Source organism: Paucibacter aquatile, assembly GCF_002885975.1.
Taxonomy (GTDB): domain Bacteria; phylum Pseudomonadota; class Gammaproteobacteria; order Burkholderiales; family Burkholderiaceae_C; genus Paucibacter_A; species Paucibacter_A aquatilis.
In genome coordinates this window covers 1,766,020-1,778,019 of record NZ_POSP01000003.1, presented here as the reverse complement: position 1 = coordinate 1,778,019, position 12,000 = coordinate 1,766,020, and the positions used below count along the sequence as shown (strand labels likewise).

Here is a 12,000-nt window from a genome sequence, read left to right as displayed (position 1 = left end):
GAGTTCACACTTCAAAAGAAAAGCCTGCGGCGACTGAAAGGTCGGGCAGGCTTTTTTCAAGCCGGCGTTTGCATGGCGCCGCTTGATCGCTCGAGCAACTGAGCGCCGTGGGCTCAGTCCGGCTGGGCTTCCTGGCCTTGCGTGTCCGCAGAAGGGTGGGGGCCGGCCGGCGAAGCCGAGGTGGGCGCCGCGCGCGTGCGCGAGTCCGCGCCGCCGGGGCGCTCCTCGGCATGACCCTCGCCCGTCGGGCCTTCCTGGCGGCCATGCTGCGGGCGCATGCCCGAGCGCAGGTAGCGGTTGTGGTGGTTGATGCGCGGCAGGTAGCGGGCCAGTTCGGTCAGTGCGTTCTCGTAAACCCCGCGCTTGAACTCGATCACGGCATCCAGCGGCACCCAGTATTCGTTCCAGCGCCAGGCGTCGAACTCCGGGTGGTTGGTGGCACGCAGATTCATGTCGGAATCGCGGCCGAGCAGCTGCAGCAGGAACCAGATTTGTTTCTGACCGCGGTAATGCCCGCGCGCATCGCGCCGGATGAAGTGATCGGGCACCTCATAGCGCAGCCAGTCGCGTGTGCGCGCAATGATGCGCACATGCTCGGGAACGAGCCCCACTTCCTCGTGGAGCTCACGGTACATCGCCTGCTCAGGCGTTTCGCCATAATTGATGCCCCCTTGCGGGAACTGCCAGGAATGGGTGCGAATGCGCTTGCCCCAGAACACTTCATTCCTGTGGTTGAGCAGGATGATGCCGACGTTGGGGCGGAACCCTTCACGGTCGAGCATAATCAACCTCGAATCTATAGTTGGTTTGATTATTGCATTGCGGTGCCGCCTTGGCATCACTGTCTAACCCGCAAGCCAGCTGCGAGTCGACCCGCGCGGTCCGCGCGCGTTTCCATCCACTTTTGAATCCGGTTTGGCCCTTGTGGCCCAGCCCCGCCGCCGCCATGAAAGCCAGTCAGTTTTTCGTCTCCACCCTCAAGGAAGCACCGGCCGACGCCGAGGTTGTCAGCCACAAGCTGATGATGCGCGCCGGCATGATCAAGCGTCTGGGCGCCGGCATTTACAACTACATGCCCATGGGCTTGCGGGTGATCCGCAAGGTCGAGGCCATCATCCGCGAGGAAATGGTGCGCGCTGGCGCGGTGGAGCTGCTGATGCCAGTGGTGCAGCCGGCCGAGCTCTGGCAGGAAACTGGCCGCTTCGACAAGATGGGCCCGGAGCTGATGCGCGTGAAAGACCGCCATGGCCGCGACTTCATCATCCAGCCGACCTCGGAAGAGGTGATGACCGACATCGCCCGCCAGGAGCTGCGCAGCTACAAGCAGCTGCCCAAGAACTTCTTCCACATCCAGACCAAGTTCCGCGACGAGCGCCGCCCGCGCTTCGGCATCATGCGCGGCCGTGAGTTCACCATGAAGGACGCCTACTCCTTCGACCGTGATGTGGCCACCGCCACCGTCAGCTACCAGAACATGTACGCGGCCTACCAGCGCATCTTCGAGCGCTTCGGCCTGCAGTTCCGTGCCGTGGCCGCGGACACCGGCGCCATCGGCGGCGAGGCCTCGCATGAGTTCCAGGTCATCGCCGACACCGGCGAAGACGCTATCGTTTACTGCCCGAGCAGCGAGTACGCTGCCAATATCGAGCTGGCCGAAGCCCTGCCGCTGCTGGCCGAGCGCGCCGCCGCCAGCCAGGCCTTGAGCAAGACAGCGACCCCGGGCAAGAGCACCTGCGAAGACGTGGCTGCCCTGCTGGGCCTGCCGCTGACGCAAACGGTCAAGTCCATCGTGCTGGCGGCTGACGAGCTGAACGAGCAAGGCGAGGTCGTCAAGACCACCGTCTGGCTGCTGCTGCTGCGCGGCGATCACGAGATGAACGAGGTCAAGGTCGGCAAGCTGCCGGGCCTGAAGGCCGGTTTCCGCTTCGCCACCGTCAGCGAGATCGAGGCCCATTTCGGCAGCAAGCCGGGCTATCTGGGCCCGATCCAGCTGCTCAAGCCGGTCAAGGTGGTGGCTGATCGCACGGTCGCGCTGATGAGCGATTTCGTCTGCGGCGCCAACGAGGCCGATTTCCACTACACCGGCGCCAACTGGGGCCGCGACCTGCCCGAGCCGGACCTGGTGGCCGACATCCGCAATGTGGTGGCCGGTGACCCCTCGCCGGACGGCCAGGGCGTGCTCGCCATCCAGCGCGGCATTGAGGTCGGCCATGTCTTCCTGCTCGGCACCAAGTACTCGGCCGATATGAAGGCCACCTATCTGGACGAAAACGGCAAGCCGCAGCTGATGGTGATGGGCTGCTACGGCATTGGCGTGACGCGCATCCTTGGCGCTGCCATCGAGCAGAACCACGACGATCGCGGCATCATCTGGCCCGAGTCCATCGCCCCATTCCGCGTGGTGGTCTGCCCCATCGGCATGGACCGCAGCGAAGAGGTCAAGGCCGCCGCCCACAAGCTGCACGAGGACCTGCTGGCCCTCGGCGTGGACGTGCTGCTGGACGACCGCGGCGAGCGCCCGGGCGCCATGTTTGCCGATTGGGAGCTGGTCGGCGTGCCGCACCGCGTGGTGATCTCGGACCGCGGTCTCAAGGAAGGCCTGGTCGAGTACCAGGGCCGCCGTGACGCCGAGGCCCGCAAGCTGAGCCTGGCCGAGGTGCTGGACTTGCTCACGCCCAAGACGGCGTGACCCTCGCGGCGCTGCCTGCCGCGCCGCCTCCGGGCGTGCCGACGGGCATTCAGGTGCCGCAGCGCCACGCGCCCCTCGATGGCTTGCGGGCGCTGGCCCTGCTGCCGGTGATTGCCGTCAACTGGATCGGTTATGCGGCGCTGCCGGACGGTGGCCCCCTGGCGGCACCGAAGCCGGCAGACTCCCTGGTCGCTCAGGCCGTGCTGGCGTTGGTGGCTACCTTGCTGGCCGGCAAGGGGCTGGCCCTGCTGAGCTTTCTGTTCGGTTACAGCCAGGCAGTTTCCTTTCGTGAGCGGGGTCGGCATGCTGCTTCGTGTGCGGAGCCGGATGGGCATCGCAGCCGGCGCATGCGCCGGCTCTTGTGGATCGGCCTGGCTCATGGCCTGCTCGTGTATTCCGGCGACATCCTGACGGCCTATGCCCTGTGCGGCGTGCTGATGCTGCGTGGGCCCACGATGCGCTTGCGCCAGCTGCGCCGGCGCATCTGGGTGTGGGCCGGTGTTGCGGCGCTGCTCCTGATGCCCAGCCTATTCTGGCTCGTGTTCGACCACAGTTCGTTTGCGCCCGAGGCCCCGCGCTCGCTGGCTGCGCCCGCCTCATGGGCAGACTGGTGGGCGCTCAACGCGGGCCATTACCTGCTGATGCAGCTGGGTTTCGTGCTGCAGGGTCTGCCCTTGTTCGTGGCCTGGATGCTGGCAGGGCTGATGGCGGGCCGCCTGCAGCTCTTCACCCATGCGCGCTGGCGCCCCTTGCTCAAGCGCTGGGCCGAGCGTTGGCTCCTGCCCGGCTTGCTGTTCAATGCGATTTTTGGCTGGGCTTGGTCTCAGGCTTTGTGTGATCAGAACCATCAGCTGGATGCGATCTACGGCCTGCTGTCCCTGTTTGTCGCTGTGCTCATGCCGATTGGCCTGGTGCCTTGGCTGCTGCTGCATGGCCAGCGCTGGCTGATCGTGCTAGCACCGGCTGGGCGCCACACCTTGAGCCTCTATCTCGGCAGCTCGCTGCTGAGCCTGGCCTGCCTCAGCGGTGCGGGCTGGGCTCTGCCCTTGGGGACGCTGGCGTTGTTGGTGGCGAGCTTGCTGTACTGGGCTGGCTGGATGATTCTGGCCCGGAGGCTGGGGCCACGTCGGCGCTTGCCTTTGGAAACCTGGCTGGGCTCGGCTTGATTTCAAACTCTCTTTCGCCTTGAACTTTCACGCCATGAACTCATCCGGCACACCGCTCACGCCCGGCCGACGCAGCCTGATGCTGTCCGCCGCCGGTTTGCTGCTGTGCCTGCCTCGCACTGCTTGCGCGGGTGCGCAGGTCGAAGAGCCCTTGGCCGATGCAGTGCGCACGGCCCTGGCGGCTTCGGTCGCCAACAGTGCCCCCCCGCGCCCGCGTTTCGATCAGATCGACGAACGCCTGGCCTATCTGCGCTGGCTGGGCGCGATGAGCGAGAAGCTCAAGAAGCGCAAGAGCGAGGCGCAGATCCGCATCGAATTTCTGGAGACGCTCTGGTACGAGTCCAAACGGGCCGGCCTGGAGCCCAGCCTGGTGCTGGGCCTGGTGCAGGTGGAAAGCGGGTTTCGCAAGTACGCGATCAGCATTGCCGGCGCGCGCGGCTATATGCAGGTGATGCCTTTCTGGGCCAAGCTGATCGGTGATGGGCAAGCCTCACGGCTGTTTCATATGCAAACCAATCTGCGTTTTGGCTGCGTGATCCTGCGCCACTACCTCGACCGGGAGCAGGGCGATCTCTACCTCGCCTTGGGCCGCTACAACGGTAGCCGTGGCCGGCCCGAGTATCCGCGCGCGGTGTTCGCCGCACGCAAGCAGTGGCTGATGCCGGGTGAGGTCTGAGCCGCTGACGGCGCTCTGCTCAGGGGTCGCGGCTCAGGGCTTGAGGCCGGCCCAGCGCTTGGGTTCGGCGCCGGCGACGCCGGCCAGTTCCAGCACCCGTTCTGCGCTTTCGTTGACCAGTTCCTCGATGCTTTGCGGGTGGTGGTAGAAAGCCGGCAGCGGCGGAAAGACGATGGCACCCATCTCGGTGGCAGCCACCATATTGCGCAGATGGGCCAGGTTGAAAGGCGTTTCGCGCACCATCAAAATCAGGCGGCGTCGCTCTTTCAGCGTGACATCGGCCGCCCGGGTCAGCAGGTTGTCGCCGAAGCCGTGGGCCACCGAGGCCAGCGTCTTCATCGAGCAGGGTGCGATCACCATGGCCGCCGTGGCAAAGCTGCCGCTGGCCACGCAGGCGCCGACATCGCCGGGCGCATGGGCGTAAGACGCCTCAGCCTCCAGCGCCTTGCGATCCAGGCCCAACTCATGGTGGGCATTGAGCACGCCCGAGGGCGTGACGATCAGATGCGTTTCCAGGCCCAGCTCGCGGCCGCGCCGCAGCAGGCGCAGCGCGTAGGCAGCGCCAGTGGCGCCGGTGATGCCGACGACCAGTCGTTGTGTCATGAGAGGAAGGGCAGGCGCAGAAGCGGGGCGCGTGCTTACTCAGCGCCCAGCAGGGCTTGCAGCTCGCCGGCTTCGTACATCTCCATCATGATGTCCGAGCCGCCGACGAATTCGCCCTTGATGTAGAGCTGCGGGATGGTGGGCCAGTTGGCGTATTCCTTGATGCCCTGGCGCACGCCTTCGTCTTCCAGCACATTGAAGGTCTTCAGATCGCTGGCGCCGCAGGCCTTGAGGATCTGGATGGCGCGGCCGGAGAAGCCGCACATGGGGAACTGGGCCGTGCCCTTCATGAACAGCACCACGCGGTTGTTCTTGACCAGATCGTCGATGCGCTGTTGAACGTCGTTCATTGTCTTCTTGCCCCAAAGTGAAAAACTGGGGCAATTATCGGCCAGGCCGTCGAAGGCCGACTCAATAGCTGTAGGACAGCCCGAGCTGCAGTACGGGTTTGAGGCGCAAATCACGCAGCAGGTCTTCGGCGCCGCTGTTGCGGCTCGCCCCCAAACGCAAGCCCCCCAGCGACAGGGAGCTGACCAGACCCAGGTCCGCGCTGAAGCCCCAGCCGCCGCGCAAGGACTGGCCGCTGTAGCCGATGCCCAAGTAAGACAGCGACGCACCGGCATCTCCCATGCCGGCCTCGGGCACCATCATGCTAAGGCTGCGCTGACCTACGGCCAGACGTTGCCGGAAATCGCGGTTCAATGCCAAGCCGGCGCTGCTCAAGGACGCGCTGGGCGCGCCCATCAACATGCCGCCAGTGGCGCGCAGGCCGCCGCTGAAGCCACCCAGGCCCGAGCCGGTCAGGTAGTAGTCGCCCAGCAGATTGGCGCTCAGCAAACGGGCGCCACGGCCTTCCAGGCTGCTCAGCTGCACCCGAGCCTGCCAGGGGCTGGTCTCCAGCTGCAAGCCATTGCCATCCAGCGCCAGAGCGGGGTTGGTCGCGCCGGCCAAGGCGTAAGCCAGGCCCAGCTGAAGGGCAAGGATCGGGCGCATGATGCGGGCGTGGAACATGGCGGTCTCCCAGAGCGGTTGGGGTTTGGAACCCATGCTACTGCTTGCCGCGGACAAGCGACATGTCAAATTGCCAGCAATAACCCGGCAAATGAAACTTTGTGTGGTGTGAATCAGCCAGGCCAGCGACCACCGCTGACGCGCGGCTGGCCGCCCAGGTCGCGACGCAGGCTGACTTCGACAAAACCGCGGCATTCCAGCGCCAGGGCCACCGGCTCGGCCTGGTCGTAGCCATGCTCCAGCAGCAGCCAGCCGCCTGGGCTCAGGTGGGCCGGTGCACCTTCGATCAAGGCCATCAGGTCGCTCAGGCCGTCGCCGCCCGGGGTGAGGGCGCTCAGCGGCTCGTGGCGCAGGGCGGGCAGATGCGGGTCCTGGCCGGCGATATAGGGCGGGTTGCTGACGATCAGCTCGAAGCTGCGGTCGCGCAGTGGGTTCCACCAGCTGCCTTGCAAAAACTCCACCGCCAAGCCCAGACACGCGGCATTGCCGCGCGCCACCTCAAGCGCCCCGGCGCTCAGGTCCACGGCGCTCAGCTCGGCCGCCGGATGGCCGGCCTTGATCGCCAGGGCAATGGCGCCGCTGCCGGTACCCAGGTCCACCACGCGCGGCGCGGCGCCCAGGCCGGGCAGCAATTCAAGTGCCCAGTCGACCAGGGTCTCGGTGTCGGCGCGCGGGATCAAGGTGTCGCGGCTGAGGCGCAGACGCAGGCCGTGGAATTCTTTTTCGCCCAGCACATAGGCCAGGGGCAGGCCCTCGGCCATCTGCTGCATCTCACTCGCCAGCTGGGCGGCCAGGGCGGGGCTCAGGGCCTCGTCGTCGTGGCTGATCAGCCAGGCGCGGCTTTGCTGCAGGCGCTCGGCCAGCAAGGTCTGGGCATCACCCCGCTCCAGGTCCAACTGGCGCGCCAGGGCCAGGGCGGTTTTGACGTCGGTGGGCGGGTTCAGGCTCATGCCCGGCCCTCCTCCAGCAGGGCCAGCTGTTCGGCCGCCTGGGCCGCTTGCAGGCCGGCGGCCACATCGTCGAGGTCGCCGTCCATGATGGCGCCGAGCTTGTACAGCGTCAGATTGATGCGGTGGTCGGTCAGTCGGCCTTGTGGGAAGTTGTAGGTGCGGATGCGGTCGCTGCGGTCGCCGCTGCCGATCAGGCCCTTGCGTGTGGCAGCTTCCTTGGCAGCGCGTTCGTTCTTGTCCTTGTCGCGCAGGCGGGCGGCCAGCACGGCCATGGCCTTGGCCTTGTTGCGATGTTGGCTGCGGTCATCCTGGCATTCGGCCACCAGGCCGGTGGGCAGGTGGGTGATGCGGATGGCCGAGTCGGTCTTGTTGACATGCTGGCCGCCGGCGCCGCTGGCGCGGAAGGTGTCGATGCGCAGCTCGGCCGGGTTCAGCGTCACTTCCTCGGCCTCGTCGGGCTCGGGCATCACGGCCACGGTGCAGGCGCTGGTGTGGATGCGGCCCTGCGATTCGGTCGCCGGCACGCGCTGAACGCGGTGGCCGCCCGATTCGAACTTGAGCCGGCCGTAGACCCGCTCGCCTTCGATGCGCACCACCAGCTCCTTGTAGCCGCCCAGGTCGGACTCGCTGGCCGAGAGGATCTCGCTGCGCCAGCCCTGGCGCTCGGCATAGCGCAGGTACATGCGGGCCAGATCGCCAGCGAACAGGGCCGATTCATCCCCGCCGGTGCCAGCGCGTATTTCCAGAAAAGCCGGGCGCTCGTCATCGGGGTCGCGTGGCAGCAGGGCCAGCTGCAGCGATTCATGCAGTCGCGTGATGTCGGCCTCGGCGGCGGTGATCTCCTCGCGCGCCATCTCGGCCATCTCGGGGTCTTGCAGCAGGCTGCGGGCCTCGGTCAGGTCGGCCTCGCGCTGCAGGTATTGGCGGTACTGGCCGACCAGCTCGGCGGCCTCGGCCTGCTCCTTGGTCAGGGCGCGGTAACGCTTCATGTCGGCGGCCAGGGAGCCGTCGGCCAAGAGCGAGTCGAGCTCGCTGAGGCGGAAGGCAAGGCGGTCGAACTGCTGGCGCAGGGAGTCTTTCATGGGAGGCAATCGGCAAAGACAGAGAACGAGCGGATCTGGGGCATAAGCCCGCAGGGCAGGGGCGAAACCTGCTCGGTCGCTAATTCTCGGACGCCGACTTTTCCGGGCTGCGCGGGCTGTTGCGCAGGAACAGGCGCGAGACGGTTTGTGCCAGCTGCAGGCGCTGCTCGCCGTCGACGCTGTGCAGCTCGGCCAGGGCGCCGTGCAGCATTTTTTGCGTCAGGCCGCGGGCCAGGGCTTCCATGACTTCGTCGACATCGGCGCCCTTGGCCAACAGCTTGCGCGCGCGGCTCATTTCATGCTCGCGCCAGTCCTCGGCCTGGGCATTGAGGGCCTGGATCAGGGGCACGGTGTGGCGCTGGCCCAGCCAGTGCACAAAACTCTGCACACCGGTCTCTATGATGGCTTCAGCCTGCTCGACCGCGGCCTGGCGTTTTTCACCGGCCGACTGCACCAGGGTGGCGAGCTCGTCGACGGTGTAGAGGTAGACATCGTCCAGCTGCGCGACTTCGGGCTCGATGTCGCGCGGCACGGCCAGGTCGACCATGAACATGGGGCGGTGGCGGCGTGCTTTCAGCGCCCGCTCGACGGCGCCGAGGCCGATCAGAGGCAGGCTGCTGGCGGTGCAGGAGATCACCGCGTCGAATTCATGCAGACGCTGAGGCAGGTCGGCCAGACGCACGGCCTCGGCGCCCAGGCGGGTGGCCAGCTTCTCGCCGCGCTCCAGCGTGCGGTTGGCCACGGCCATGTGCAGCGGTGTCTTGGCGGCGAAATGGGTGGCCACCAGCTCGATCATCTCGCCGGCGCCAACGAAGAGCACGCGGATCTTGCTCAGGTCTTCAAACAGCTGGCCGGCCAGGCGCACCGAGGCGGCGGCCATGCTGATGGAATGCGCGCCGATTTCGGTCGAGCTGCGCACCTCCTTGGCCACCGAGAAGCTGCGCTGGAAGAGCTGGTGCAAGGTGGTGCCGACCGTGCCGGCATCGGTGGCCTCGCGCACGGCCTGCTTCATCTGGCCGAGGATCTGCGGCTCGCCCAGCACCATGGAATCGAGCCCGCTGGCGACGCGGAAGGCGTGGCGCGCCGCGGCGCTGCCCTCGCGCACATAGGCGTGGTCCATCAGCGCGGCCGGGCTGACGCCGCCGACCTGGGCCAGCCAGTCCACGGCCGGCTGCACGCCGGCGCCCGAGCCGGCGACATAGATCTCGGTGCGGTTGCAGGTGGAGAGGATGGTGGCTTCGGCCGGCGCGTTGCTGCTGCGGGCGCCGCGGCTCAGTTGCTCGCGAAATTGCAGCAGGGTTGGCGCCAGCTGGTCCAGCGAGAACGCAAAACGCCCGCGCAGATCCAGGGACGCGGAGTTGTGGTTCAGACCGAGGGCGAAGACCGTCATGGGCAGATTATAAAATTGACTCGGCACGCGCCCTGTCGCAGTAAGGCCATGCGCGGGCCGGAAAAGCTTGATATGCATCAAGCCTGCCGAAAAACAAAGCGAATACTCAGCCGATCAACGACCGAGTGCCTCTTGCCGATCCCGGCTGCACCGTCCACCCGAGCCCCGTCACCTTGAACGTCCTGGACGCCTTCTGGCACCTGAGCAATTTCTTCCTGCCCGCTTGGGCCGTTGCCGCCTTGATGGCGGGTGGCGCCAAGCTGCTGTGGCGGCGTGAGCTAAAGGCCCTGGCCTGGCGGCGCCTGACGGTCTGGGGTGGCTGGGGCGGCAGCGCGGCCTTGATCCTGGCTCTCGTGCTGCTCGGTCGGGACGGCAAGATGCTGGGCTATGGGCTGATGCTTTTGGGCATCAGCCTGCCGCAATGCATCTTGAGCTTCAGGCCGGGGCGCTGACGGTCTCCGCGGTCAGCACCTCGGCGCGCAGCGAGTGCGCGAAGGCCTGGGTGATGCGCACATCGACCAGCTGGTTCATCAGGCGCGGCTGACCCTTGAAGTTGACGATGCGGTTGCACTCGGTGCGGCCCATCAGCTCGCTGGCGTCCTTGCGGGCATTGCCGGTCACCAGGATGCGCTGGGTCGTGCCAACCATGGTTTCGCTGATGGCCAGGGTGTTGGCCTCGATCACGGCTTGCAGCTCCTGCAGGCGCTTGACCTTCACTTCGTAGGGCGTGGTGTCCTCTAGGGCCGCGGCCGGCGTGCCGGGGCGGGGGCTGAAGATGAAGCTGAAGGACGCGTCGAAGCCGATGTCGTGCACCAGCTTCATCAGCTTGGCATGATCCTCCTCGGTCTCACCGGGGAAGCCGACGATGAAGTCACTGGCGATGCGGATGTCCGGGCGGATGGCGCGCAGCTTCTTGATCGTGCTCTTGAACTCGAGGGCCGTGTAGCCGCGCTTCATGGCCATGAGGATGCGGTCGCTGCCATGCTGGACCGGCAGGTGCAGGTGGTTGACCAGCTGCGGCACACGGCCGTAGGCCTCGATCAGGCGCTGGCTGAACTCGTTCGGGTGGCTGGTGGTGAAGCGCAGGCGCTCGATGCCGGGGATCTCGGCCGCGTATTCGAGCAGCAGGGCCAGGTCGGCGTATTCGCCCGTGTCGCCCATCTTGCCGCGGTAGGCATTGACGTTCTGACCCAGCAGATTGAACTCCACCACGCCCTGGTCGGCCAGGCCGGCAATCTCGGTCAGCACATCGTCAAACGGGCGCGAGACCTCTTCGCCGCGGGTGTAGGGCACGACGCAGTAGCTGCAGTACTTGGAGCAGCCTTCCATGATGGAGACGAAGGCCGAGGCGCCTTCGACCTTGGCCGGCGGCAGGTGGTCGAACTTCTCGATCTCGGGGAACGTGATGTCCACCTGCGGGCGGCGCTCTTCGCGGCGCGCGGCCAGCATCTGCGGCAGGCGGTGCAGGGTCTGCGGGCCGAAGACCACGTCCACATAGGGTGCGCGTTCGATGATGGCTGCGCCCTCCTGCGAAGCCACGCAGCCGCCGACGCCGATCAGAACGCCTTTTTCCTTCAGGTGCTTGACGCGGCCCAGATCGCTGAACACCTTCTCTTGCGCCTTCTCGCGCACCGAGCAGGTGTTGAAGAGGATCAAGTCGGCCTGCTCGACATCGTCGGTTTTCTCGTAGCCCTGGGCGGCTCCCAGCACATCGGCCATCTTGCCCGAGTCGTACTCGTTCATCTGGCAGCCGAAGGTCTTGATGAAGACTTTTTTGCGGGTCGGGGTGGCGTTGTTGTCGTGGCTGCTCATGGCGGTGGCTCGCAGAAAAAATGGAGAGGCCGGCCTACGCAGGCCAGCCAGATCAAACAATGGAGGGAGGCGCGCTGAAGCGCGGGCTCAGCGCTTGAGCCAGGTCTGGGTGCCCGGCTCAAAAGCCCAGCTGGCCGCTTCCAGCGGCGTGCGGGGCCAGGTCTTGTTGGCCAGCTCCACCGGGTTCAGCACCCAGACATCGAGCACCTGGCCATCGGGCGCCACGGTGTAGTGCACGGTCAGCTTCTGGCCGGCCAGGCTGGCCGGCTGCTGCAGCAGATTGTTGGGGCCGTAGACGCGCGTGCCGGGCGAGAGCCGGGCTGGCTGGCCGTTGAGCAGCACATCGGGTGTTTGCACCAGCTGGAACTCGCCGCGCAAGGTCTGCGGGCTGAACTGGCGGTGGGTCTGTGCGTGCGCGACATAGGGCGCACTCAGCGCCAGACTGGCACCCGCTGCGAGCAGCAGGGCATGGGGAACACAGCGTTGCATGGTATCTGTCCAGGGGCTGCGTGAATCGGAGCGGCTGCGCGGCGGCGGCCAGGTGGGCGGCGCCGGCGAAGGCGCAATCGTGCATTTTAGTTCAGACGAGGCTCAGGGCTCCTGCTGGCCACGCCGGTTCGT

Annotated in this window: 13 protein-coding genes; 4 read left to right on the top strand and 9 right to left on the bottom strand. The window is 66.5% G+C overall.

Annotation, left to right across the window (positions count from 1 at the left end; all coding sequences use genetic code 11):
- Positions 1 to 113 precede the first annotated feature (113 nt).
- Positions 114 to 782: an RNA pyrophosphohydrolase gene (locus C1O66_RS10885; protein WP_102767901.1), complete on the bottom strand. Its 669-nt coding sequence runs from the start codon at positions 780 to 782 to the stop codon at positions 114 to 116.
- A gap of 164 nt (positions 783 to 946) precedes the next feature.
- Here C1O66_RS10885 and C1O66_RS10880 point away from each other — a divergent pair, with 164 nt between their 5' ends.
- From C1O66_RS10880 to C1O66_RS10870, 3 genes are read left to right on the top strand one after another with little or no spacing between them, the layout of a single operon-like run.
- The gene (locus tag C1O66_RS10880; RefSeq protein ID WP_102769594.1) at positions 947 to 2,689 is read left to right on the top strand and encodes a proline--tRNA ligase; all 1,743 of its coding nucleotides are present in this window, start codon (positions 947 to 949) and stop codon (positions 2,687 to 2,689) included.
- Positions 2,686 to 3,855 carry a DUF418 domain-containing protein gene (locus C1O66_RS10875; RefSeq protein WP_102767900.1) on the top strand — a complete coding sequence of 390 codons (1,170 nt, stop codon included), beginning with the start codon at positions 2,686 to 2,688 and terminating at the stop codon, positions 3,853 to 3,855. The genes C1O66_RS10880 and C1O66_RS10875 overlap by 4 nt, the downstream gene beginning before the upstream one ends.
- Before the next feature lie 34 nt (positions 3,856 to 3,889).
- Complete coding sequence (locus tag C1O66_RS10870; RefSeq protein WP_102767899.1) at positions 3,890 to 4,531, top strand: lytic transglycosylase domain-containing protein; 642 nt, start codon at positions 3,890 to 3,892, stop codon at positions 4,529 to 4,531.
- 33 nt (positions 4,532 to 4,564) lie between these two features.
- Here the strand turns inward: C1O66_RS10870 and C1O66_RS10865 are convergent, their stop codons facing one another.
- The 6 genes from C1O66_RS10865 to hemA all read right to left on the bottom strand — a co-directional run bounded on the left by C1O66_RS10865 (position 4,565) and on the right by hemA (position 9,567).
- A complete protein-coding gene (locus tag C1O66_RS10865) occupies positions 4,565 to 5,134 on the bottom strand; it encodes a UbiX family flavin prenyltransferase (protein ID WP_102767898.1) in 570 nt (189 codons plus the stop codon).
- A gap of 35 nt (positions 5,135 to 5,169) precedes the next feature.
- Positions 5,170 to 5,484 (bottom strand): Grx4 family monothiol glutaredoxin, encoded by a 315-nt coding sequence (grxD, locus tag C1O66_RS10860; protein WP_102767897.1) that lies wholly within the window; start codon positions 5,482 to 5,484, stop codon positions 5,170 to 5,172.
- Positions 5,485 to 5,545: 61 nt separating this feature from the next.
- Positions 5,546 to 6,181 (bottom strand): hypothetical protein, encoded by a 636-nt coding sequence (locus C1O66_RS10855; protein ID WP_102767896.1) that lies wholly within the window; start codon positions 6,179 to 6,181, stop codon positions 5,546 to 5,548.
- A 77-nt stretch (positions 6,182 to 6,258) separates the two neighbouring features.
- On the bottom strand, positions 6,259 to 7,095 hold the full coding sequence (prmC, locus tag C1O66_RS10850) for a peptide chain release factor N(5)-glutamine methyltransferase (protein WP_102767895.1): 837 nt from the start codon (positions 7,093 to 7,095) through the stop codon (positions 6,259 to 6,261).
- Positions 7,092 to 8,177 carry a peptide chain release factor 1 gene (gene prfA / locus C1O66_RS10845; protein ID WP_102767894.1) on the bottom strand — a complete coding sequence of 362 codons (1,086 nt, stop codon included), beginning with the start codon at positions 8,175 to 8,177 and terminating at the stop codon, positions 7,092 to 7,094. The genes prmC and prfA overlap by 4 nt, the downstream gene beginning before the upstream one ends.
- A gap of 79 nt (positions 8,178 to 8,256) precedes the next feature.
- A complete protein-coding gene (gene hemA, locus C1O66_RS10840) occupies positions 8,257 to 9,567 on the bottom strand; it encodes a glutamyl-tRNA reductase (protein WP_102767893.1) in 1,311 nt (436 codons plus the stop codon).
- A 173-nt stretch (positions 9,568 to 9,740) separates the two neighbouring features.
- On the opposite strand from hemA, the gene C1O66_RS10835 reads away from it, so the two are divergent.
- On the top strand, positions 9,741 to 10,019 hold the full coding sequence (locus C1O66_RS10835; protein WP_102767892.1) for a hypothetical protein: 279 nt from the start codon (positions 9,741 to 9,743) through the stop codon (positions 10,017 to 10,019).
- On the opposite strand, the gene miaB is transcribed toward C1O66_RS10835, so the two are convergent.
- Positions 10,003 to 11,379 carry a tRNA (N6-isopentenyl adenosine(37)-C2)-methylthiotransferase MiaB gene (gene miaB / locus C1O66_RS10830; RefSeq protein ID WP_102767891.1) on the bottom strand — a complete coding sequence of 459 codons (1,377 nt, stop codon included), beginning with the start codon at positions 11,377 to 11,379 and terminating at the stop codon, positions 10,003 to 10,005. The two genes, C1O66_RS10835 and miaB, sit on opposite strands and share 17 nt — an antisense overlap.
- 87 nt (positions 11,380 to 11,466) lie before the next feature.
- Complete coding sequence (locus C1O66_RS10825) at positions 11,467 to 11,868, bottom strand: hypothetical protein (protein WP_102767890.1); 402 nt, start codon at positions 11,866 to 11,868, stop codon at positions 11,467 to 11,469.
- Between the last annotated feature and the right edge of the window lie 132 nt (positions 11,869 to 12,000).

What these genes read in the sequence shown, in the direction of transcription:
- prmC (WP_102767895.1), bottom strand. Translation starts at nt 7,095, where the DNA reads ATGAGCCTGAACCCGCCCACCGACGTCAAAACCGCCCTGGCCCTGGCG.
- miaB (WP_102767891.1), bottom strand. Translation starts at nt 11,379, where the DNA reads ATGAGCAGCCACGACAACAACGCCACCCCGACCCGCAAAAAAGTCTTC.
- C1O66_RS10865 (WP_102767898.1), bottom strand. Translation starts at nt 5,134, where the DNA reads ATGACACAACGACTGGTCGTCGGCATCACCGGCGCCACTGGCGCTGCC.
- C1O66_RS10825 (WP_102767890.1), bottom strand. Translation starts at nt 11,868, where the DNA reads ATGCAACGCTGTGTTCCCCATGCCCTGCTGCTCGCAGCGGGTGCCAGT.
- hemA (WP_102767893.1), bottom strand. Translation starts at nt 9,567, where the DNA reads ATGACGGTCTTCGCCCTCGGTCTGAACCACAACTCCGCGTCCCTGGAT.
- C1O66_RS10870 (WP_102767899.1), top strand. Translation starts at nt 3,890, where the DNA reads ATGAACTCATCCGGCACACCGCTCACGCCCGGCCGACGCAGCCTGATG.
- C1O66_RS10885 (WP_102767901.1), bottom strand. Translation starts at nt 782, where the DNA reads ATGCTCGACCGTGAAGGGTTCCGCCCCAACGTCGGCATCATCCTGCTC.
- C1O66_RS10880 (WP_102769594.1), top strand. Translation starts at nt 947, where the DNA reads ATGAAAGCCAGTCAGTTTTTCGTCTCCACCCTCAAGGAAGCACCGGCC.
- prfA (WP_102767894.1), bottom strand. Translation starts at nt 8,177, where the DNA reads ATGAAAGACTCCCTGCGCCAGCAGTTCGACCGCCTTGCCTTCCGCCTC.
- C1O66_RS10855 (WP_102767896.1), bottom strand. Translation starts at nt 6,181, where the DNA reads ATGGGTTCCAAACCCCAACCGCTCTGGGAGACCGCCATGTTCCACGCC.
- grxD (WP_102767897.1), bottom strand. Translation starts at nt 5,484, where the DNA reads ATGAACGACGTTCAACAGCGCATCGACGATCTGGTCAAGAACAACCGC.